Source organism: Alistipes sp. UBA1686 (genome assembly GCF_002320215.1).
Taxonomy (GTDB): Bacteria; Bacteroidota; Bacteroidia; order Bacteroidales; family Rikenellaceae; genus Alistipes; species Alistipes onderdonkii.
In genome coordinates this window covers 66,377-89,089 of record NZ_DCKA01000020.1, presented here as the reverse complement: position 1 = coordinate 89,089, position 22,713 = coordinate 66,377, and the positions used below count along the sequence as shown (strand labels likewise).

Below are 22,713 nucleotides of genomic sequence, written 5' to 3'. Positions count from 1 at the left end.
TTTTCCGAGCCGCAATACTACGTATCGCTGAAAATTCCCCAATCAGGCAAGGGGCAAGCCCCTCTGCACACCCCATCGGGGACGGCATTTCGCCGCTCTCAAAGATAGTCATATTTATTGTTTCACAAGCCAAAAAAGAAAGGAAAAATATATGGGTTTCGTAGTTTTACACATGGAAAAGGCGCACGGCAGCGACAGCGGAACGACCGCACATATCGAGCGTTTCATCATTCCGAAGAACGCCGACCCCACACGCACCCACCTGAACCGCAGGCTCATCGAATACCCCGACGGGGTGAAAGACCGTTCGGCGGCTGTTCAGAGAAGACTGGAAGAAGCCGGGCTGACACGCAAAATCGGAAGCAACCAAGTACGGGCAATCCGCATCAACGTGTCGGGAACGCACGAGGACATGAAGCGAATAGAGGAAGAGGGGCGTTTGGACGAGTGGTGCGCCGACAATCTGAAATACTTCGCCGATACGTTCGGAGAGGAGAACATCGTGGCGGCTCACCTGCACAGGGACGAGGAAACACCGCACATACACGTTACGCTCGTCCCCATCGTCAAGGGAGAGCGAAAGCGCAGGAAAAGGGAGGAGCAGACGAAGAAGCGATACCGCAAGAAGCCGACCGACACCGTGAGACTGTGCGCAGACGATATTATGACACGGCTGAAATTGAAGTCCTACCAAGATACCTATGCCGAAGCGATGGCGAAATACGGGCTGCAAAGGGGCATAGACGGCTCGAAAGCTCGCCACAAGTCCACGCAGCAGTATTATCGGGATATACAGAAACTCGCCGACAATCTCAAAGCGGAAGTGGTGGATTTGCAACAGCAGAAAGAAACGGCACGGGAGGAACTAAGACGGGAGAAAAAAGAGATACAGACCGAGAAGCTGAAAGGGGTGGCAACCACCGCAGCCGCCAACATCGTCGAGAGCGTCGGTTCTCTTTTCGGGAGCAACAAGGTCAAGACGCTGGAAAGGGAGAACACCGCCCTGCATAGGGAGGTAGCCGACCACGAGGAAACCATCGAAGCCCTGCAAGACAGAATACAGACCATGCAGGCAGACCACAGTCGGGAGATACGGGAAATGCAGCAAAAGCACGGCAGGGAGATAGCGGACAAGGACACAAGGCACAAGCAGGAAATATCGTTTCTGAAAACGGTAATCGCAAAGGCGGCGGCATGGTTTCCCTATTTCCGTGAAATGCTCCGTATCGAAAACCTATGCCGCCTTGTGGGATTCGATGAAAGGCAGACCGCAACGCTCGTCAAGGGAAAGACGTTGGAGTATGCAGGGGAACTCTACTCGGAGGAACACGGACGGAAATTCACGACCGAAAGGGCAGGTTTCCAAGTGCTGAAAGACCCCACGGACGGGACTAAATTGGTTCTTGCCATCGACCGAAAGCCCATTGCCGAGTGGTTTAAGGAACAGTTCGAGAAGTTAAGGCAGAACATACGCCGACCTATACAACCGCAAAGAAAAGGCAAGGGATTCAAGCTATAAATGTTAAATCCTGCCCGATTTGCCGAAAAAAGTGCGGTACGCCGTTCGTGGGGTACCGAACTTTTTTTATATTTGTTCCCAAGGTGATATACTTAAAGAAAATAACAGCCAAATCGGCTGATAGCATAACATTCAAGACAATAAACAACTAATAATCAAATGATTAGATATTAAAATGGAGTAAAAAAGGATTTGTGTGCGAGCTATGAAAGAAGTGCTAAACGACATATATACAGACGGTTGCAAAGAAAAGAAGTACCGCTTGTCCGATTTCTTCAATCGGTGGTGGGACGAATACGCACAGCACCCGGCGGAGTACATCACCCCCGAACAGTACAAGGCGGTGAACGCTATCCGTGTATGTCGCACAACCACTTTGGGGATAGATACATACGTTTGTCCCGATTGTGGGGAAGTACGGGAAATCAGCCATAGTTGCAAACACCGTTTTTGCCCGTCATGCGGCTGGCGTGACACGCTGAAATGGGCGGCACGCATGAAAGAAAAGATGCTGCGGGTGCCACACCGCCATGTGGTGATGACCTTGCCGCATATCCTGCTGGACTTGGTGAAGCGCAACAGGAAAGAAATGCTGAATATACTGATGCGTACTTCGGCTGAAACGCTGAAAGACTGGATGATGCACAAGTTCGGCTTGAAAACCGGGGTAATTGCCGTACTACATACCTACGGGGAAACGAAACAGCTCCATGTACATACGCACATGATTATGTCATGGGGCGGCATAGATAACGACGGTAAGATAGTCATCCCCGAACATGACTACGTGCATATCCCCTCTATCTGTAAGGTATTCCGCTACAAGTTTGAACACGCCCTGATAGAGTTGTTCGATGCGGGCAGGCTGGAGCATGACTTCCGTGACCGCATGGAGTTTATGGGCTTCATCAAAAAAGTGGCAAACAAAAAGGACTGGATAGTGCATTTGGAACCACCCATACAGATGCCGGAACAGGTGATACAATATGTGGGCAGATATTCCAAACGGGCGTGCCTGAGTGAATACAAGATTACGGCAATGGACGGCGAAAACATTTCATTCCGTTACCGTGATTACAAAAACTCACCCGACAGGAGGAACCCGGTTGAAAAGGAACTGACGCTGCATTACCGGGAGTTCTTCCCCCGGCTGCTGCAACACGTTCCACTGCGCTATTTCCGCATCGTGAGGTACTACGGCTTCTATTCCAATAAAGGCAGCCTGCCGGAAGAATACTTCGGGCAGGATGAAAGCGAGATAGAGGAAGCCGAGTTGCAACAGGCAGAAAGCGGATATGAAAACCCGTATTTCTGCGAGCGTTGCGGACGGACGAGAGTTTACAGCCATACCACGGTAACGGGTGGCGGCATGACATACACGGTAATACTGGAGCATTGCGACATACACCGGAAAAAAGCGGCATGACAGCAACATGGGATAGCTATGTCCTGCCGTGAACAAGAACAGTGAAATCCCATGAAAAGAAAGAAAGGAGAACTGAAAAATGAATGAAATACGGATAAGAGCAGTAATGAAACGAACGGGGTGCGGGCATGAACTTCACACCTCTTTCTGCCGGAAACAGCAGTCAAAAATTGAAGTTCTATATAGTATGTAATAAAGGAAATAAAAATTGTCTCGAACATGAGGATGAACCGCCCTAAACGGTCGGCTATCCTCTAAACATTTTAACAACTATCAACATGAATAAAATAATTATCAATCTCAATAAAGTATGGGGGAAAAGTAGCTTTTTCAACTTGTTAAAAGATGAATTAGCGTTTCCTGATTATTTTGGAAACAATTGGGATGCAGCAGATGAATGTATTAGAGATTTATGCTGGCTGGATAGTGGTACTACCATTTGTTTTCGTAATGCTGAGAAACTTAGAAGCAGGAATAGCTCGCTATATGACGAAATTATATTATTCATAAGAGAGAACCAAGAATATTGGGAAACAGAAACTGCAAATAAAATAAGAATAGTAATAGAATAGTTGTTAACATGTACCTTAATCGCCCCAAAAGGCGATTAGCTGCCAAACATTATCAGCCATAAAGTGAAAAAGATATGACAACAAAAAAGTTTGCAGATTTTATTCAGAAACAAACACGAAGTATAATTAATGTTTCATGTGAACCAATCTTTGGAGAGTATATACTCCAAATAAATGGAAAGAAAATAGGTGTTTTGTATCAGAATCAATGTTATCTTTTTCTTACCGATAAAGCGAAAGAGTTGTTGCCTGATGCAAAAGTTTGTCGTCCATATAAAAACCCAGCCGGAGAAGCGGATTTTATATTGGTAGAAGACATTACTAATCAAGAATTGCTTTGTTCTTTATTTAAGGCCACTTATGATAAGTTCTATGCTTGGCAGGATTTATTTTATGATTTTTCCTGTATATTTTCTTTCAATAAAGGTTTCATGAACGATATAGAAAGGGCATATGATGATTTTGTTGTCTTATTATCTTCTTCTTGGGAAAATGGCTTTCTAAAAGAGCCTCCAATAGACACAAAAGGTAGAATCATAAAGTTCGAATTTAGGCGAAGAGATTTAACTCTAGAAGGAGAAAAATACTTTTTCCCGTTTAGTCAGAAGTTCATTTTATATACAGATAGGACACTAAAGACACCTTCTGAAAAAATAATAAAAAAATGGTTAGATGAGGTAAGAAATAAATAAAGGTTGGTTGTTAACAAGCGGCTCAACCTCCCCTGAAAGGTCGGTTAGCCACCGAACATTATGTATCTTAATAAAATTCAATATGATATATATTCGTAAACAAACTTCACAGGAAATTGCAAATATAACCATAGTACAAGGAGAATCAATACAATTATTTGGTACACAGGGATATACTGTGAGTCAATTGCAATCCATTAATAAATTGCTTGGAATGAATGATTGTATGATATGTATTGATTGTGATTTAGGAATAAGTCAAGAAGATGAAGATTTGATATACAATCTCAATATTATTGAATTTTTGAGTAATGTACGGCATTTACTTGTCTCCAACTTTCCGCATAAAGCAGAATTGGATTCTATTGATTTTGTTCAATATACTCCATTACTGCAAAGTCTTTCAATTTTAGGTCTGATTAAAAGAAGCATATCATTGCAGAGCCTGCAAGAGTTAAAGTTCTTAGATACTCTTAATTTTGGAGACTATTTGGAAATTACTAAAAAACAACTTTCTGTCATTAACAGTTTGACAAATCTTAAAGAATTGGAGGTCAAAAAAATGGACGCATCGAGTCTGAATCCTAACTTCAATATGAAAAAGTTATCCATATTCTCCAAACTGACAAACGGGGAGTGTTTGCCTGACAAATTTCCGAATTTGGAATATCTGTATCTGAAAAGGCAGACGAAATGCTCGGATTTTTCGTGGATATCTAAATTGGTTAATCTGAAAAGACTTTATCTGCACTGGACTTTCAGTCTTGAGACCTTGCCAGACTTGTCAAAACTGAGCAACTTGGAATTGTTGGAGTTGGCAGGCTGCCCGAATCTGCGCTATGGTATAGACAGTGTCAGATATCTTCCGAAATTGCAGCGTTTTGTCGCAACGGAACTAACATGTCTAACAACCGAAGAGTTGGAAAAAACATTATTTCATCTGAAAACCTTGAAATCTGTATATATTTATTTCAGAAATAATAATGCAGAGAATAAAGCAATGGAAAAGTTAATGAAAAAATATAATTGGGTAAGTCATCCCAACTTATAAAGATACATAACAAGCGGCTTACCCTCCCCTGAAAAGGTCGGTTAGCCACCGGACATTATCAGTGCATAAAAAATAGAACATGAACTAATTAAATAAAAAAATATGAGTTGGTCTATCATTTTAATAAAAACGCCATTGAACGATGAATCAGATTTGTCGGATGTGGATGAAACACTGCCTATAACAGATAGAAATGCGTTCGTGGATTGGATGCAGAACACTTTTATTATTTCTGATGATAATTTGTTGGATAGCGAAATGATACTGCAATTAGACAACGAGTGTGGCGTGGAGATTTCTTGGGACGATAATGAAAGTATTGAAAATATACACCTATGTTTTCATGGAGGTGAAAATGAAGAAACAATCTTGCACTTCGTGAAACAATTATGCTCGCATTGGAATTGCAGGGCTATTGACGTGGAAGCAAATGAATTTATGTTTGTATAAAATCATTTATTTTGTTCTGACAACAAACAGCAAACCGACTGAATAAGCGGAACGCTGCCGGACATTAGCTGCAAAACATTAGAAAATGAGAACACCTATCATAATCATACTTTTGGCGACCGTATTTGCCGCAAGTTGCGGGGAGCCACCTATGCCGCCGTCGGACGAGGAAATGATAAGCCACTTCGCCACGCACGAGGCAACATTCCGCAAGGTGTACGAAATCATGGCAGAGAGTTCAGAGGGGAGCTTTCACTACCCGTCACTTTCTCCTGACGGGGTCATTATACTTGATTCAACAGAACAAAGCGATACATCCCATGAAACGAATGACGAACAAGACATCCCGGTTTATGGGCTGCTGAAGCCAGACCGACTCCTGCTTGACTCCTTGTTGTCAGAGATTGGATGCGGTCTTGTCTTTGTTGACCGCAGGGAATGGGAAACGGCGGATTCGGTATATGTGAGCCTCGTTATGCCGTACTATTCCCACGGCATCGTGGACGCCGGAACATCCAAGGGTTTCGTTTACGATCCCGGATTGAGAAGCCGTCGGAACATCCATATCACCGAACACGGCGACCTGAACGAGATCTACCGCAGGACGTACAACGACACCACGCTGTATAAACCTATTAAGTGGAACTGGTACATTAAATTAGACCATTCACGATAACTTTTTTTTCGCAAGTTGATTTTATAAAATTGCCGCCGACAGTTCGTACTTTCGGAAAAAGATGTTATATTTGCGAATGAAAGAGTTATTTGACAGCATAGCAACGCAAAACGCTGAAATTCGCACAGTTGCTAAATCGTTACCTCTATTTCTCAAATAATTCGCTAAAAGTTTATTTCCCAATCGGTTAAGTCAAACCGACAAAAATCTAAAATATGACCCGCATTCGTCCATACCTGCTCACGTGCTGTTGCACCGCATCGCTGTTACTGGCTTCTGGCAGAGCCACGCAACTCAGGGCGGAGACGCCCGGGGCGGAACCCGCGGTACAGGAAGCGCCTTGCGCTGCATTGGGCGGCCCGTTCGCCGCCATACCCGGGGAAACGGCACCATCGGCCGGGAAGCAGGTCGCGCAGCGGGGCAGGGCGCAGTCCCTCCGGGCGCAGCACCTCGCCCCGCGCAACCGCTCGCAGCACACGTTCTTTGCCAACGCGGCGTATACGGCCGTCATCTCGACGCTTTACCTGGCCGAAAGCACCTCCGGCTCGCTGAACGAAGGCTACGACATCAGTGCCGGGTACAACTGGACGTCGCGCCGGGGCTTCGGCGCCGGAATCGTCTACTCGGGCGGATTCATCTCGGCCGAACGCAACGGGATCCGGCGCACGAGCCGTATCCACTACATCGCGCCGGAGTTCGTCGCCCGGCAGCGGGCCGGGCGCAGATGGCTCTTCCGGGAAAGCGCGGGCATCGGCTACGGCCGCTACATCCGCAGCTACGGCGATACATCGGGCAGCAGGGGCGGCGTAGGCATCCATGAATCGGCCTCGGTGGAGTTCATGCTGGGACGCCACATCGGCCTGGGTGCGGGGATCAGCGGGCAATGGCTGATCGTCGACTCGCCGGACGTGGACGACGGCGCCGAACTGAGCCTGTTCGGCATCTTCCGCTTCCAGTTCGGGGGAGGGCTGAGGGTTTATTTTTAACTCCGCCCCGTACGATGCCCGCTCCGGGACGGAAGGGCGCAATAATTGCAGGATTTTTCACGTTGTGTCTCTTAGACACAAGCAAAACAGTTAGGATAATGAGAAAAGGTAAAATGGATCAGGAGGCTCTGCGCTATCACAGCGAAGGCCGTCCAGGGAAAATCGCGGTCGTACCGACGAAGCCCTATCACACGCAGCACGACCTGTCGCTGGCCTATTCGCCCGGCGTCGCAGCTCCGTGCCGCGAAATCGAAGCTAACCCCGAAGAGGTTTACCGTTACACGAACAAAGGCAATCTGGTAGCAGTCATTTCGAACGGCACGGCCGTTTTGGGACTGGGCAATATCGGAGCTCTGGCAGGCAAGCCCGTCATGGAAGGTAAAAGCATGCTCTTCAAGACTTTCGCCGACATCGACGCTTTCGACATCGAAGTCGACGAAACCGATCCCGAGGCATTCATCCGCACGGTGAAGGCGATAGCCCCGACATTCGGGGGCATCAACCTCGAGGACATCAAAGCCCCGGAATGCTTCGAAATCGACCGGAGGCTGAGCGAAGAACTGGATATTCCCGTGATGCACGACGACCAGCACGGCACGGCCGTCATCTCGACCGCCGCGATGCTCAATGCCGTAAAGATCGCCGGCAAGACGCTCGACAAACTCCGCGTGGTGGTCAACGGCGCCGGGGCCGCGGCCATCGCCTGCGCACGGCTGTTCATCGCCGTAGGCGTCCGCCGTGAGAACATGGTCTTCTGCGACAGCCGCGGCGTGGTCACGACTTACCGTACGGATATCAACGAAATCAAACGTGAATTCGCCACCACGCGCCGCATCACCACGCTGGCCGAGGCGCTGCACGGCGCCGACCTCTTCCTCGGGGTTTCGACGGCCGACGTGCTGACGCCCGAAATGCTGCGTACGATGTCGACCGACCCGATCGTCATGGCACTCGCCAACCCCGACCCCGAAATCGCCTACGACAAAGCCGTCGTATCGCGTCCGGACATCATCTTCGCCACGGGGCGCTCGGACTACCCCAACCAGGTCAACAACGTGCTGGGCTTCCCCTACATTTTCCGCGGGGCGCTCGATGTCCGGGCCACGAAAATCAACGAAGCGATGAAACTCGCCGCGGCACATGCGCTCGCCGGGCTGGCCCAGGAACCGGTGCCGACAATGGTGCTGCGGGCCTATGCGCTCGAAAAACTCGAATTCGGCCGCGACTATCTGATTCCCAAGCCGTTCGACCCGAGGCTGCTATGTACCGTAGCGCCTGCCGTGGCACGCGCCGCGATCGAATCGGGCGTCGCACGGCAGCCCATCGCCGATTGGGACGCCTACACGGAAAAACTCCGCAATCAATATCAGTCGGAATAACAAAAAAACGATCTCCAATGATATGCACCCCGAAAGTTTTTTGTCGAACTTTCGGGGTGCAGGTCATAAAAGGAGTAGGTTTTTCTGCGTCCAGATGCCGTCTTGCGCAGTAGCGTACGATCAAACGACTCTTCAAAGCATTATACGCCCAGCAACTTTATCCGTAAATATTGACAATCCGGATTTTTCTCGTAAAAGAGTTGAGTGTGAATGACTTTCAGGTAGAAACAGCCGTCCGAAGCCCAAAACATGTCTGCATGCCCGGCATCAACCGGCATCCAGTTCATATAAGTCGCGGTCATAATTCTTTCTATCTTTTCTCCGTCCGTTATTCCATACAGTTCCGCATTGGATTCGGGGTCATAGGGATTGCCCGAAATACAAATAATATATTTCCGATTGGGCGAGAGGTACGGAAATCCATCGAAATCCCAGCCCGGAAGCGATGCCTCGCCCGTGGTTTTATCATAGAAATCATATCCCCACCATTCATTGCCTTGTATATAAATCACATACTGGTTCAGGATTTCATATTGCCCTAAATAGCTGAATTCGTTTCCTCCATCGCCAACGATCGGCCTATCGACGAGCCGCACCTCTTTTTCTTCGGCTTTCAGGGTAATCACACCATCGACCTTTCGAAAGGTCGCCGTATCCGCGACGAAATAATCGACTCTGTTATTGGCCAGGCTGTCGAACGTCTCTTTGTCGATCAATTCCACGTCCAAATACCTGTCAAGGATTTTTGAACTTTCATTATTGTTCTCATCCAGACAACTGACTACGTTCAAATCGTCAGGAATGAGTTTTATCTCCGAAAGGCCGCCCGCGGCGCTCTTTTTCACGAAAACCTTTTCCCATCTCGAACCCTCTATCCAAGACCGTTCGTCCTGCCACTTCCGTGCGACTAAACTCCTGATACCATAAAAATCGGCCGCAGTATCGATGACCTCCAGGCGGTCGCCGTAGTTGTAATGTAACAGGCTCTTTGCATTTTCATCGGGTTCCTGCCTGGCATCGACGCCCCGCCTGTCGGTAACATAAACCGTCTCGATGACTTTAACCGAATGATAGTCTATCGGATAACCTTCCAGTTCTGACTCCGTCGGTAACGTGTCCTTCTCGGCCGTCCCGCTGTCAGCAGCCTGCGTTGTATCCGTTGTCGGTTTGTCGCTTTTTCTGTTCAGGCAGCTTACCGCCAGGAAACAGAGCGCTAAAAGAATTACTGTTTTCTTCATTGTTTCTCGGGTTCTTGTTTTCAAAATCAGCTCCGCCCTCCTTGCATTCCATGCTCAAAAAGCAGCAAAGACGCGTATTGACGATTCAAAACAGAGACTCAAAACAGCGCTGCAAAAGCATCCATCTTCATCGGCCGCACGTCGCAATCGCCAATGCCTATAGGCACCACGATACGCAGCATGCCGTCCTCATTCTTCTTGTCCTTGCCCACCTCTTTGAGCAGCCGCTTCACATCGACGGGCGGCGTGAGGTCGAACCCCAGTTTTTTCAGCACCCCGGCGATCCGGTCGCGGTCTTCCGCCGTCAGTACGCCGAGCTTCACCGAGGCATCGGCGATCAGCGCCGTGCCCACCGCCACGGCCTCGCCGTGGTTCAGGCGGTTGGTACACTTCTCGATGGCGTGCGCCAGCGTATGCCCGAGGTTGAGCTTGCGGCGGTCGCCCGACTCGCGCTCGTCGCGTTCGACAATGTCGGCCTTCACGCGGATCGACGCCGAGACGGCATCCGTAAGCAGGTCGGTATTGGAACGCAGGTCGTCGAAGGTCGTGGCTTCGATCCGCGCGAAGAGGTCGGCATCGGCGATGATGGCCGCCTTGACGACTTCGGCCAGCCCGGCGCGGAACTCCCGGTCGGAGAGCGTGCGCAGCATCCCGGGGTCGCAGATCACGAACCTGGGCTGCGAGAATGTCCCCGCCATATTCTTGTAGCCGTCGACATTCACGCCGTTCTTGCCGCCCACGCTGGCGTCGACCTGTCCCAGCAGAGTCGTCGAGACGAACCCGAAATCGAGGCCGCGCATGTAGGTCGCGGCGGCGAAACCCGCCACGTCGGTCACGATACCGCCCCCGATCCCCAGCACGAAAGTCGACCGGTCGACGCCCAGTTCGATGAAGCGGCGGTAGATCGATTCGACGGTTTGCAGGGTCTTGATACTCTCCCCGAGGCCGATCAGCACCGTATCGTAAGGAGCCAGCATCGGATGGTAGAGCCGGTCTATCGTGGCATCGGACACGACGACCACGCGCCCCCCGGGCAGTACTCCCGGCAGGATGTCGGACGTGGGCCCGATATAAATCTCGCTCTGCTGCCGGACATTGAAGATGGGTTCCATAATAATTAAACTTTTTTAATAAGCCAACAAATTTAGTATATTTTCCCGAGAAATTGTTACCTTTGCACCACAAATTCTTTTCACATGCAAAAACTACGCAATATTGCAATTATTGCACACGTGGATCACGGCAAGACCACGCTCGTAGACAAGATGATCCTGGCCGGCAACATCCTGCGCGACAACGCCAAGCAAACCGGCGAGCTGATCCTCGACAACAACGACCTCGAACGCGAACGCGGTATCACGATCCTCTCGAAGAACGTCTCGGTAATTTACAAGGATTATAAAATCAACATCATCGACACCCCGGGCCACGCCGATTTCGGCGGCGAGGTCGAGCGCGTGCTGAACATGTGCGACGGCGTACTGCTGCTGGTCGACGCCTTCGAAGGCACCATGCCCCAGACCCGGTTCGTGCTGCAAAAGGCGCTGGCGCTGGGCAAGAAGCCCATCGTGGTAATCAACAAGGTCGACAAGCCCAACTGCCGTCCCGAAGTGGTCAACGAACAGGTTTTCGACCTGATGTTCACGCTCGACGCCACCGAGGAGCAGCTCGACTACAAGACTATCTACGGCTCGGCCAAACAGGGCTGGATGTCGCACAAATGGAACGAGCCGACCGACTCGCTCGTCCCGCTGCTGGACGCCATCATCGACGAGATACCCGAACCGGCCGTGGTAGAAGGCACGCCCCAGATGCTCATCACCTCGCTCGAATACTCCTCCTACACGGGCCGTATCGCCGTGGGCAAGGTGACGCGCGGCTCGCTCAGGGCGGGACAGAACGTCACGCTGGCCAAGCGCGACGGTGCAACGATGCAGAAGACCAGGATCAAAGACCTGATGGTCTTCGAAGGTCTCGGCAAAAAGAAGGTCGACGAAGTGCCGTGCGGCGAGATTTGCGCCATCATGGGCATCGAAGGGTTCGAGATCGGCGACACGATCTGCGACTACGAGAACCCCGAACCGCTGCCCCCCATCGCCATCGACGAACCGACCATGTCGATGCTCTTCACGATCAACAACTCGCCTTTCTTCGGCAAGGACGGCAAATACGTCACCTCGCGCCACATCAAGGAGCGCCTCGACCGCGAACTGGAGAAAAACCTCGCGCTGCGTGTGACGCCCGGCCCTTCGGCCGACAGTTTCAACGTATTCGGCCGCGGCGTGCTGCACCTTTCGGTGCTGATCGAGACCATGCGCCGCGAAGGATACGAATTGCAGGTCGGACAGCCCCGCGTGATCGTCAAGGAGATCGACGGCAAGAAATGCGAACCGGTCGAGGAACTGACCGTCGACTGCCCCGAAACCTGCTCGGGCACGGTGATCGAACTGGCCACCAAGCGCAAAGGCACGCTCAGGAACATGACGTCGAACGGCGACCGCGTGCGGCTGGAGTTCGACATCCCCTCGCGCGGCATTATCGGCCTGAGGTCGAACATGCTGACGGCAACGGCCGGCGAGGCGATCATGACGCACCGCCTGAAGGATTTCGAACCGTGGGTCGGCGAAATCGAGATGCGCACCAACGGCTCGATCATCTCGGGCGAGACCGGCACGGCCTTCGCCTACTCGATCGACAAGCTGCAGGATCGCGGACGCTTCTTCATCAGCCCGATGGATCAGGTCTACGAGGGGCAGGTGATCGGCGAGCACACGCGCCAGAACGACATCACGGTCAATGTCACCAAGGCCAAGCAGCTCACCAACATGCGCGCTTCGGGGTCGGATGACAAGACCTCGATCGCCCCGCCGAAGGTCTTTACGCTCGAAGAGGCATTGGAATACATCCAGGCGGACGAATACGTCGAGGTTACGCCCCACGCCATGCGCCTGCGCAAGATATTGCTGCACGAGGTAGACCGCAAACGCGCTTCGAAGTAAACGGCCGCCGCATAACGCATAAACCGAACCCTGAAAATGGATCATTTCACCTTATCGCTGGCCGTCGGCGCCGTCGCAGGGACACTGGACATCATCCCGATGATTTTCCAGCGGCTGCCGTTGCGTTCGTGCCTGTCGGCATTCTTCATCTACTTCTTTGCGGCGGTCATCGTCTTTTACAGCAACCTGCCCTACCTGCCTTGGTGGGCGGACGGCATGGCCGTCACGCTGATGCTGATGCTCCCCGTACTCTTCACCTTCTCGGGCAAGGAGCGCAAAGCCATCCCGGTGGTGCTGTTCAACGCCCTGCTGTTCGGGTTCCTGATCAGCGCCGCGGAAAAATACCTGGCCTGAGGCATCCGGCCGAAAAAAAACGGGACGGCATCCGTTTTTTTACCTATAGCATGCAGTATCAGGCAATTTCTCCGTTTATAAAAAGGAAACGAACGGAAAAACGACAGAGATGAAAAGATATATACTGACGCTCCTGCTGGCGGCCTGCGTATGCACGGCCTGCGATAAGGACGACGAATATGAAATCCGCGAATGGACGGTCGCCTCGCAACTGGGCATCGCCCACGGGGCGAGTACGTTGCAGCCCGTACTGCTCGTCAAGGCCAACGACGACACGTCGTGGCGTGCCGTATATCAGGGCATCGAGGGATTCGATTTCGAGGCGGGTTACGAATACCGGCTCCGCATAAAGGCCGAACAACTGCCCGACACGCCCCAGGACGGCTCTTCGATCCGCTACACCCTGCTGGAGCAAATTTCAAAAGCCCCGGCGACCTCGGTCATCCCCGAGCGGTTCTTCCCGGCTTTCACGATGGAGGTCGCTCCGCAGCCGATGAATTACCGGGGACAGCGGTTTCTGGGCGTACGGTTCCCTGAGTCCGGGCTGAACGAATGGCAGCCATGGCCGTTCCGCATCGAAGGGTTCGAATACGAACCGGGATACGTCTACCGGCTCCGCATCGGGACTTCGGTAATCCCGGCTCCGGACAGCCCCGAGGGCTATTACACCGTCTGCTACTCGATGCTCGACATGGACAGGCTGCCTGCAGAGGATTAAAATGCGGAGAAACGTCCTGAAAACAAAAACGACCCTTTCGGGTCGTTTTTTCATGCGGGCAATCGTTCCACTCTCGTGAGCCCCCTTCAGCCGCGTTTCCACCCCTTGCGGCGGAGGTTATTCCCCTTCGGGGTCTTCCTGCACCAGCCCCCCTTTTTCAGGGTGGCGAACGAAAGGATATGCCACGTCACGCCAATGGCGACGGCAAGCAGGGCCGCCTGCGCCCACCACCAGGCGGTAAGCAGCGCGAAAATGCAGTAAAGCATCGTCCCCCACATGAGCGTCAGGGAAATGATCTTGGCACGGAGCGGTATGGCGCGATTTTCGCGGAAGTTCCGTACATACTCGCCGAAACAGGGGTGTTCGAGCAGCCAGCCGTAAAGCCGGGGCGAAGAACGCACCCAAAAGGCCGCCGATAGCAACAGGAACGGCGTGGTAGGCAGCAGGGGGACGAATATGCCGACGATGCCCAGCACGCACGAGATGCATCCCAATACGACGAGAAGAATTTTCATGGGGCAAAAATAGCACAAATTCGGGAGCCGGAAGCACGGCGACGGTTATTTTTCCTTATATTTGTAGAATAGAAACGGAATACGATACAAAACCAAAATACGATGATTAAAATAGGTATTGCCAGCGACCACGCAGGCTATGAAATGAAAGAATTTCTGGTAGGTTACCTCGACGCCATGGGTTACGAGGTGCTCGATTTCGGTACGCATTCGCCCGACAGCGTCGACTATGCAGACTTCGCGCATCCGCTGGCCGAGGCGATCGAAAACGGCGAACTCGAACGCGGCATCGCCCTCTGCGGCTCGGGCGAAGGGATGACGATGACCCTCAACAAGCACCAGGGCATCCGCGCCGGCCTGGCCTGGGAGCCCGAAATCGCGTCGCTCATCCGCCGCCACAACAATGCCAACATCATCGTCTTCCCGGCGCGTTTTATCACCAACGACGAAGCCGTGGCGATGCTCGACGCATATTTCGCAGCCCAGTTCGAAGGCGGACGCCACGAACACCGCATCGAAAGGATGGCGATCCCTTGCGGCGCAGCCGGGGATGCGGCAAAATAAGGGACAAAACCTGCGGGCGCGGATTATTCCGCGCCCGTCGCATGCCAGGTCGGGCAATGACCGGTCCCAAACATCCCCGACGGATAAAGGAAATCGTATGTCCCGACTGCGGGCGCACGGTCAGTACGGCTTATTGCCCGTACTGCGGACAGCGTTGCGGCACGGCACCCCTCCCGGGGCACAGCTCCCGGGAAGCAGCATAACAAAACAAACATGCCCAAACACCAACTCTGCCGCAACTGCGGCCACGAAATCGACCACAACTACTGTCCGGCATGCGGACAACGCACGACGACCGACCGGCTGACCTGGGCGTCGCTGGCGGACAGCATCTCTTCGACCTTCATCGGCGACGAAGCGTACGGCCTGCGGGGCATCAACATGCGCAAGGGCGCCGTGATGACATGGCTGGCGATCCTGATACACCCCTATGTTTCGGTCTCGGAGTTCATCCTCGGGCACCGCCGCAAATATTTCAACCCGGTGGCGATCCTGCTCATGCTCTCGACCTTCTACGCCGTAGTGTTCGCCCTCGTGGGCAAGGAGTTCACCCCTACGGCCCGGGCCGACTCCCCTCTGTTCCGATGGCTTATCTGCTCCTACTACGACTACGCCACGCTGCACCCCGCGGCCAACATGCTGCTGATGCTGCCGTTCTATGCACTGGCGATGAAAACCGTGTTCCGCAGGCGCTCCGACCTCAAATATGTGGAATACCTCTACATAGGCATCTTCCTGTCGGTGTTCGAAATCACGCTGATGATCCTCGCACTGCCTGCCGAACTGTTCATCCCGTGGTACAGCTCCTTCTACATGCAGATGCTGCCCGTCTTCATCTATACGGGATTCGTATTCCGGAAACTGTTCGGGCTGAAGAAGAAAGGCGCCGTCCTGCGCACGCTGCTGGCGAACGGACTGCAATATGTTTATGCATTTTTCGCAGCCCTGGGCTTGTTGACGCTGTCGCTGGGCATCTATTATCTGGTCGCCCCCGAAAAATTCAAGGAGAAGCTCAATATCCGCAACAGGGACGCCAGGACAGAACAGGTCGAAGGGTCGCAGCAGGGAGAAGGCGCGCTGAACGACATCCTGAACGGATTCTTGGACGGACTCCTCCATGAGGACGAAGCGGATAAAAGCTCCGGAAAGGACGGGGAGGACACCGCAGGCACAATAGATGAACCACAAAAAGATGTCCCGGAAAACAGACCGGAAACGGAAAAAACCGCAGCAGCAGGGGACAATCCCCCTGCGGGAAACACCGCAGGTCGTCAGGGCGGCGGGAAGACCTTGCCTGGAAAGTAAGTTGCGGGGAGCACCCCGAAGCGGCGATGCGGCAAAGCGGTAGCCCGGGAAAGCGGCGAATTGCTAAACGCGCGCAAGTTCAGACGGGCATACAACCCGGGATAAGGGAAAACCGAGATGCGGCAAGGGCGGAAGAACAGGGATCGCGGAGCAATTGACCCACACTACAACGTATAGACAAAGGGGGTCTGCAGCCGCAGGTTCCCTGCTTTTTGCGCATCGTCGAAAAGTCCGAACACGGCCGAGCCGCTGCCCGACATCGAGGCATAGACCGCTCCGGCCGCAAGCAGGCTGTCACGGGCTTCGCGGATGGCAGGATGCGCCGCGAAGATATGCGGTTCGAAATCGTTGGTCACCAAACCCTGCCACTCCGCCACAGGCCGCCGCAAGCGCTCCGCGAGGGGCACTTCGGGCACATGCGGACGTACCCCTGCGTAAGCCTCGCGCGTCGAAACGCCCACGTCGGGTTTTACGACAACGAGCGTCATTCCCGCCAGGCAGAGCGGGTAAGGCTCCATGATCTCGCCCCTCCCGGTGCAAAGCTGCGGGGTATTGCGCACGAAAAAAGCCGTGTCGCTACCCAATCCGGCGGCAAGGTCGATCAGCTCCGCCTCCGAGAGCCGCAGGCCGAAAAGCCCGTCGAGCGCCAGCAGTACGGCGGTGCCGTCGGACGAACCGCCCCCGAGTCCGGCACCGAAAGGCACCCGCTTGTCGAGGCGTATCTCCACGCCGTCCACGCCGTAGCGCTCCCGCATCAGCAGGAACGCCTTGACGCAGATGTTCTCCCCGGGGGTGCAATCCACCGCCAGCCCTTCGGAGAGGAACCGCACGCCGGGCACGGCTGTGCGCGTCACCCCGACCACGTCGTACAGTCCCCGCACGGGGAACATCACGGTCGACAACTCGTGGTAGCCGTCCTCACGGCGGCGCAGGACATCCAGCCCCAGATTTATTTTGCAGTTTGCATGCAGGATCATACGGCAAAGATATAAAATTTGTACTTTTGCCCTATGAAATTCCGCACCGAAATCGACATTGCGCCCCTCGGGGTGAAAATCGGATACGGGAACCGCATCCTGGCCCTCGGTTCCTGCTTCGCCGAACACATCGCGGGACGGCTCGCCGAAGCCCGGTTCCGCATCGTCACAAACCCCACGGGCATCCTGTTCAACCCCCTCTCCATCGCCGCCGCGCTGCGCAGCTATGCGGACGAGGCGCCCGTACAGCATTCCGAGCTGGACTTCGACGGCGAACTGTGGTTCCACTACGGGTTCCACGGCTCTCTCTCGGCCGCGTCGCCCGACGAGGCGCTGGCTGCGATGAACGCCGCCCGCAAGGCAGGCGCCGAAGCCCTGCGCCGTGCCGACCGGGTATTGCTGACCCTGGGCACGGCATGGGTCTACGAACACAACGGGCAGGTGGTGGCCAACTGCCACCGGCAGCCCGCGACCGAATTCGTACGGCGCAGGCTGGGCGTCGCGGAGATCACCGGGGCATTTTCAGCCCTGCTCGCCGGGCCGCTCGCCGGGAAAGAGGTCATCCTCACAGTCAGCCCCGTGCGGCACCTCGGCGACGGGCTGGAGGGCAACGCCGTGAGCAAGGCCGCGCTCCGCCTGGCAGCCGAAGAGCTGGCCGCGGCGCACGCCGCCGTCCACTACTTCCCGGCCTACGAAGTGCTCAACGACGACCTGCGCGACTACCGTTTCTACGCCGACGACCTGGTGCACCCCTCGGCGCAGGCCATACAATACGTCTGGGAAAAATTCATCCCCGCAGTGCTCTCGGACGAGGCACGACGCCTGCTCCCCGACGTGCGGCACATCGTCGTCGCGGCGGCGCACCGTCCCCGCAACCCCCGCAGCGAGGCCTACCGGGAGTTCTGCCGCCGCAGGATAGAAGAGATCGCGGCACTGCCGCAGGTCGATTTTCAGGCCGAGGAGGAATATTTCCGCAGATGTATCGAAATAAATTCGTAAATTTGCGGCCAATTACACACACGCAATGAAGCACAGGATCATTTTACTCGCCATAGCCGCCCTGGCGGCATTCGAAGCCGCGGCGGCACGCCCCCGCCTGGTCGTCAACATCGTCGTAGGCTCGATGCGCGCCGAAGACCTCGGCCGGTATGCCGGCAACTACGGCGAAGGCGGGCTCAGGCGACTGCTGGACGGGGGCACGGTCTTCGCCGACAGCCGCTACGACTACCAGCAGACCACGACGCCCGTATCGCTCGCCACGCTCACCACGGGCGCCATGCCTTCGACGCACGGCGTAATCGGCGCCCGCTGGCGCGACTACGTCGAAAACGACGCCGTGGAACTGATCGCCGGGCGCAAGGGCCCGGGGCCCTACAACCTGATAGCCCCGACTCTCGCCGAGGCGCTCCTGCAACACGAGCCCGGAGCCAAAGCCGTCTCGGTTGCCACCGAGGCGATGTCGGCGGTCATCATGGCCGGGCACGGCGGCGAGGCCTTCTGGCTCGATTCGGCGCGCTGCGGCTGGGAAACGTCGCCCTATTACGCCCCCGAAGTACCCGAATGGGTCGCCCGCAGCAACCGCGAACGCTACAACCTCTCATACATCGCCCCCGAGTGGCGCACGCTCTACGAAAAGGGACGCTACCTCAACACCCGCAACTGGGACATCGTTCTCACGGGCAAAAGCAGGAAAGACAAAGACGAGCCGGGCGAAGGGCGCCTGAAACTCACGTCGGACTACGACAAAATACTCTACACTCCGGCGGGCAACACCGCCGTGCTGGGCTTTGCCAAGCAGGCCATCGCCCAGTTCAAACTCGGCGACGACGCGACGCCCGACCTGCTGAACATCTGCCTCGACACGCCGCGCCGCATCAGCGAGGCCTACGGCCCCGAGTCGGTCGAGGTCGAGGACATGTACTACCGCCTGGATCGCGACCTGGCCGATTTCCTGACCTTCGTCTTCGCCCAGGTCAGAAACGGCGAGGTGCTCGTCGTCTTCACCTCCGACCACGGCACCAGCCCTTCTTTCGACACGGGGCACGAAGAGAGCGACCGGTTCAACACCCGCCAGTTCGAGGTGATCGTCAACGGCTTCCTCAACGTCCGCTACGGCATGGGCGACTGGGTGCTGGAGTACGAGGACAAATGCGTCTACCTGAACCACAACCTGATCTACGAGCGGGGGCTCGACCTGGCCGAGGTACAGAACGAGGTGGCGATCTTCGCCATGCAGTTCCGGGGCGTATCGCACGCTCTCTCGGCGACGGCCATGCGTACGAGCTACTTCGGGAGCGGCTATGCCCGCAAGATGCAGAACAGCTTCTACCCCCGCCGTTCGGGCGACGTCATCCTGAACCTGATGCCCGGCTGGATCGAGGAACAGGAGCGCTGCTGGTCGTCGTCGGGGTCGATGTACGGCTACGACACGCAGGTGCCGCTGGTATTCTACGGCGTCGGCGTCGGGCCGCAGCGCATAAAGCGCCGCGTGGACATGACAGCCGTGGCTCCGACCGTGGCACGTATGCTGGAGATCACCGAGCCTGCGGCATCGGAAGGCGAAGTACTGCCGGAAATAATAGATTTGTAAGGATTTAAAGCAAAAGATATGGACAAGATACAGGAGGAGATCATCGGGGAGTTCTCGGTATTCGACGACTGGCTCGACAAATACGACTACCTCATCGGCCTGAGCGACTCGCTCCCGGCCATCGCAGCCGAGCACCGCACGGAACAATACCTGATCGACGGCTGCCAGTCGCGCGTGTGGGTAGACGCACGCCTGGAGGACGGCAAGGTCTACTATGCCGCCGACAGCGACGCCATAATAACCAAGGGCATCATCGCGTTATTGATACGCGTGCTGAACGGGCGCACGCCGCAGGAGATCCTCGACACCGACCTCTATTTCATCGACGCCATCGGCCTGAGCGCCAACCTCTCGCCCACGCGCTCGAACGGCCTGCTGTCGATGGTCAAACAGATGCGGCTCTATGCGCTCGCGTTCGCAAGCAAAAGCGAAAAATAACAGACAGCCATGACACCCGAAGACATACTGAAGGTAGAGAAGGACATAGTCCTTACGCTCAAGAACATATACGATCCCGAAATCCCGGTCAACATCTACGACCTGGGATTGATCTACGAAATAGACTACACGCCCGACGGCGTGGCGAACATCCGCATGACCCTCACGGCGCCCAACTGCCCCATGGCCGACATGCTCGTGGAGGATGTCAACCAGCAGGTTGCCAAGGTCGACGGCGTAAAGGCGGTGAATGTCATCCTCACGTTCGACCCCGTATGGGACAAGAGCATGATGTCGGAGGAGGCGCTGCTCGAACTCAACATGTTCTGACATGGGCGCGGAGCAGGAGCATCGGATGCTGAACCGGCTGCAGGCCGGGGCCGGGACGTACGCCTGCGGCGGGTACCTCGCCGGGCTGAGCTCCCTCCAGCGCAGCGAAATATGCACGGCACTGCTCTTCAGCCGGTTGGAACGCAAGATACGCATGGTCGACGCCCTGCGGGAAGAGGCTTCCGAGAACTGGAACCAGACCTTCTACCTGCTCTATTTCCGCACGCTGGGCGACCGCCGGAACCAGGAAGCGTACCTCTCGCTGGCACGCCGCGTCCCCTACAAGGTCGTCCTGCGCGAACGGCTGGCGCCGCGGGCCGTCGAAGCCATGTTCTTCGGGGCTTCGGGGCTGCTGACGCTCTATCCGCACGACGCGTACACGCTCGACCTGGCGCGCGACTTCGAATACCTGGCGGCCAAATACGACATCGAACCGCTGGAGGCCGGAGTCTGGGAACTGGACGAAGTTCGCCCCGCCAACCATCCCGTACTGCGTCTGGCGCAGGCGGCGGAGTTCTTCATACAGGACGAATTCGTAATGGAACGCGCCATGTCATGCCGCACGGAAGAGGACATCCGGCGGCTGTTCTGCATCGAAGCGTCGGACTACTGGCGCACGCACCACATCCCGGGGATCGCAAGCGACGAACACCCCAAGCGGCTGGGCGCGTTCAAGGCCAATATCATCGGCATCAACCTCGTTTCCGTCCTGCAATTCGCCTACGGCAGCGTCACCGGGCGCGAAACGCTGCGCGACAGCGCCCTCACGCTGCTCGAACGCCTGCCAGCCGAGGACAACCGTTACATGCGCAACTGGCGCAACACGGGCGTTATGATCCGCAACGCGTTCGAATCGCAGGCGCTGCTGCAACTCGCCACGGAATACTGTCCTGCAAAACGCTGTACGGAATGCCCCGTCGGACGGCGCATCCTGCAAAGCATAAGTTCAACCGAATAACAGGCAACGATGGAAAAGCAATCCCCCCTCATAAGCGTCATCATGCCACTCTACAACGCAGAGCGATTCGTCGGCGAAAGCATCGGCAACATCCTCGGACAAACCGTCGGGGATTTCGAGCTGATCGTTATCGACGACGCCTCGACGGACTCCTCGTACGATATCGCAAGCCGTTATGCCGCGCAAGACGCACGGATCGTCCTGATGCGCAACGACGCGAACCACGGCGCCGCCTATACCCGCAACCGGGGGCTGGAGACAGCGCGCGGGAGTTTCATTACGTTCATGGATGCCGACGACCGCTGTTCGCCGGAACGTTTCGCCCGCCAGACAGCATTCTTCGGACAGCACCCGCAGATCGACCTGTGCGGCAGTTACTATACGATGTTCGGGCCGGACGATGCCCGGGAACAGAAGATCCAGGATCCCATCACGCACGAAGGAATCCGGATCCAGATGCTTTTCGGCTGCCCGTTCGCAATGTCGGGGGTCATGATGCGCCGCGGGGCCTTCCTGCGCTCGGGCGTCCGGTTCCGGGCGACCATGGCGGAAGACTACCTGTTCTGGGCGGAACTTTCCGGGCACATGCGCATGGCCAACATCCCGGAACACCTCTCGTTCTACCGCAGGTGGGAAAACCAACTTTCGACCAGCCAGTTAGACCGGCAAACCCTCAGCGCGCAAGCTATCCAGCGGGATCTGCTGCGCACAACCCTCGGCATGACGCTCACCGACGAGGAATCGCGGATATACACGCAGATGAACCTCCGGGTCGGGACACTGCGGCGCGACGAACTTACGACCTACCGCGGCCTGCTCAAACGACTCTACCGCGCAAACTCCGAACGCAGGGCCTACGATCCGAAACTGCTGCGCAAACGGCTGGTTTACCGTTACAAGCTCGCCTGCAAATGTTTCTATCCCTCTTGGACCGTAAAAATCAGGAAACGCCTGCTGTGGCTCGAACTCCGGTGAT

23 protein-coding genes and 1 pseudogene are annotated in these 22,713 nt (G+C 55.0%); 20 read left to right on the top strand and 4 right to left on the bottom strand.

Annotated elements, in window-relative coordinates; translation table 11 throughout:
- Positions 1–151: 151 nt before the first annotated feature.
- The 9 genes from mobV (at position 152) to B3C38_RS09985 (ending at position 8,751) form a co-directional block, all read left to right on the top strand.
- The gene (gene mobV, locus B3C38_RS10025; protein WP_286726941.1) at positions 152–1,519 is read left to right on the top strand and encodes a MobV family relaxase; all 1,368 of its coding nucleotides are present in this window, start codon (positions 152–154) and stop codon (positions 1,517–1,519) included.
- A 205-nt stretch (positions 1,520–1,724) separates the two neighbouring features.
- Positions 1,725–2,945 carry an IS91 family transposase gene (locus B3C38_RS10020; protein ID WP_008620106.1) on the top strand — a complete coding sequence of 407 codons (1,221 nt, stop codon included), beginning with the start codon at positions 1,725–1,727 and terminating at the stop codon, positions 2,943–2,945.
- Between the two features lie 278 nt (positions 2,946–3,223).
- The gene (locus tag B3C38_RS10015; RefSeq protein ID WP_286726936.1) at positions 3,224–3,517 is read left to right on the top strand and encodes a barstar family protein; all 294 of its coding nucleotides are present in this window, start codon (positions 3,224–3,226) and stop codon (positions 3,515–3,517) included.
- 74 nt (positions 3,518–3,591) lie between these two features.
- Positions 3,592–4,209 (top strand): hypothetical protein, encoded by a 618-nt coding sequence (locus tag B3C38_RS10010; protein WP_286726935.1) that lies wholly within the window; start codon positions 3,592–3,594, stop codon positions 4,207–4,209.
- Positions 4,210–4,291: 82 nt separating this feature from the next.
- Positions 4,292–5,260: a hypothetical protein gene (locus B3C38_RS10005; protein ID WP_118032933.1), complete on the top strand. Its 969-nt coding sequence runs from the start codon at positions 4,292–4,294 to the stop codon at positions 5,258–5,260.
- A gap of 102 nt (positions 5,261–5,362) precedes the next feature.
- Entirely contained in the window at positions 5,363–5,710 is a 348-nt protein-coding gene (locus B3C38_RS10000; protein ID WP_195422293.1) for a hypothetical protein, read from the top strand.
- Between the two features lie 85 nt (positions 5,711–5,795).
- On the top strand, positions 5,796–6,386 hold the full coding sequence (locus B3C38_RS09995; RefSeq protein WP_286726934.1) for a DUF4948 family protein: 591 nt from the start codon (positions 5,796–5,798) through the stop codon (positions 6,384–6,386).
- A gap of 215 nt (positions 6,387–6,601) precedes the next feature.
- On the top strand, positions 6,602–7,372 hold the full coding sequence (locus B3C38_RS09990) for a hypothetical protein (RefSeq protein ID WP_022333517.1): 771 nt from the start codon (positions 6,602–6,604) through the stop codon (positions 7,370–7,372).
- A 98-nt stretch (positions 7,373–7,470) separates the two neighbouring features.
- Positions 7,471–8,751, top strand: coding sequence for a malic enzyme-like NAD(P)-binding protein (locus B3C38_RS09985; RefSeq protein ID WP_286726932.1), 1,281 nt, complete (start codon positions 7,471–7,473; stop codon positions 8,749–8,751).
- A 140-nt stretch (positions 8,752–8,891) separates the two neighbouring features.
- Here B3C38_RS09985 and B3C38_RS09980 read toward each other — a convergent pair whose 3' ends face one another.
- Entirely contained in the window at positions 8,892–9,989 is a 1,098-nt protein-coding gene (locus tag B3C38_RS09980) for a hypothetical protein (protein WP_286726931.1), read from the bottom strand.
- Between the two features lie 98 nt (positions 9,990–10,087).
- Entirely contained in the window at positions 10,088–11,101 is a 1,014-nt protein-coding gene (gene aroB / locus B3C38_RS09975; RefSeq protein ID WP_237957563.1) for a 3-dehydroquinate synthase, read from the bottom strand.
- An 84-nt stretch (positions 11,102–11,185) separates the two neighbouring features.
- Here aroB and typA point away from each other — a divergent pair, with 84 nt between their 5' ends.
- The 3 genes from typA to B3C38_RS09960 all read left to right on the top strand — a co-directional run bounded on the left by typA (position 11,186) and on the right by B3C38_RS09960 (position 14,060).
- Positions 11,186–12,988, top strand: coding sequence for a translational GTPase TypA (typA, locus tag B3C38_RS09970; RefSeq protein ID WP_022333513.1), 1,803 nt, complete (start codon positions 11,186–11,188; stop codon positions 12,986–12,988).
- Positions 12,989–13,024: 36 nt separating this feature from the next.
- Entirely contained in the window at positions 13,025–13,342 is a 318-nt protein-coding gene (locus B3C38_RS09965) for a hypothetical protein (RefSeq protein WP_018695263.1), read from the top strand.
- Between the two features lie 109 nt (positions 13,343–13,451).
- Positions 13,452–14,060, top strand: a complete 609-nt coding sequence (locus B3C38_RS09960; RefSeq protein ID WP_286726929.1) for a DUF4377 domain-containing protein — start codon at positions 13,452–13,454, stop codon at positions 14,058–14,060.
- Positions 14,061–14,212: 152 nt separating this feature from the next.
- Here the strand turns inward: B3C38_RS09960 and B3C38_RS09955 are convergent.
- Positions 14,213–14,575: pseudogene (locus tag B3C38_RS09955) on the bottom strand (YbaN family protein); the annotation flags it as partial.
- Between the two features lie 102 nt (positions 14,576–14,677).
- On the opposite strand from B3C38_RS09955, the gene B3C38_RS09950 reads away from it, so the two are divergent.
- Positions 14,678–15,139 carry an RpiB/LacA/LacB family sugar-phosphate isomerase gene (locus tag B3C38_RS09950; protein ID WP_286726928.1) on the top strand — a complete coding sequence of 154 codons (462 nt, stop codon included), beginning with the start codon at positions 14,678–14,680 and terminating at the stop codon, positions 15,137–15,139.
- 213 nt (positions 15,140–15,352) lie between these two features.
- A complete protein-coding gene (locus B3C38_RS09945) occupies positions 15,353–16,444 on the top strand; it encodes a DUF3667 domain-containing protein (RefSeq protein ID WP_286726926.1) in 1,092 nt (363 codons plus the stop codon).
- Positions 16,445–16,608: 164 nt separating this feature from the next.
- On the opposite strand, the gene ispE is transcribed toward B3C38_RS09945, so the two are convergent.
- Positions 16,609–17,421 carry a 4-(cytidine 5'-diphospho)-2-C-methyl-D-erythritol kinase gene (gene ispE, locus B3C38_RS09940; protein WP_055211252.1) on the bottom strand — a complete coding sequence of 271 codons (813 nt, stop codon included), beginning with the start codon at positions 17,419–17,421 and terminating at the stop codon, positions 16,609–16,611.
- Between the two features lie 33 nt (positions 17,422–17,454).
- Between ispE and B3C38_RS09935 the strand changes: the two genes are divergently transcribed.
- From B3C38_RS09935 to B3C38_RS09910, 6 genes are read left to right on the top strand one after another with little or no spacing between them, the layout of a single operon-like run.
- A complete protein-coding gene (locus B3C38_RS09935; RefSeq protein ID WP_286726922.1) occupies positions 17,455–18,420 on the top strand; it encodes a GSCFA domain-containing protein in 966 nt (321 codons plus the stop codon).
- Positions 18,421–18,445: 25 nt separating this feature from the next.
- Complete coding sequence (locus tag B3C38_RS09930; RefSeq protein WP_286726920.1) at positions 18,446–20,011, top strand: alkaline phosphatase family protein; 1,566 nt, start codon at positions 18,446–18,448, stop codon at positions 20,009–20,011.
- An 18-nt stretch (positions 20,012–20,029) separates the two neighbouring features.
- The gene (locus B3C38_RS09925; protein ID WP_018695255.1) at positions 20,030–20,449 is read left to right on the top strand and encodes a SufE family protein; all 420 of its coding nucleotides are present in this window, start codon (positions 20,030–20,032) and stop codon (positions 20,447–20,449) included.
- A 9-nt stretch (positions 20,450–20,458) separates the two neighbouring features.
- Positions 20,459–20,779, top strand: a complete 321-nt coding sequence (locus B3C38_RS09920; RefSeq protein ID WP_018695254.1) for a metal-sulfur cluster assembly factor — start codon at positions 20,459–20,461, stop codon at positions 20,777–20,779.
- Between the two features lies 1 nt (position 20,780).
- Positions 20,781–21,737: a DUF2851 family protein gene (locus B3C38_RS09915; RefSeq protein ID WP_286726916.1), complete on the top strand. Its 957-nt coding sequence runs from the start codon at positions 20,781–20,783 to the stop codon at positions 21,735–21,737.
- Between the two features lie 9 nt (positions 21,738–21,746).
- Entirely contained in the window at positions 21,747–22,712 is a 966-nt protein-coding gene (locus B3C38_RS09910) for a glycosyltransferase family 2 protein (protein ID WP_195664820.1), read from the top strand.
- Position 22,713: the final 1 nt, after the last annotated feature.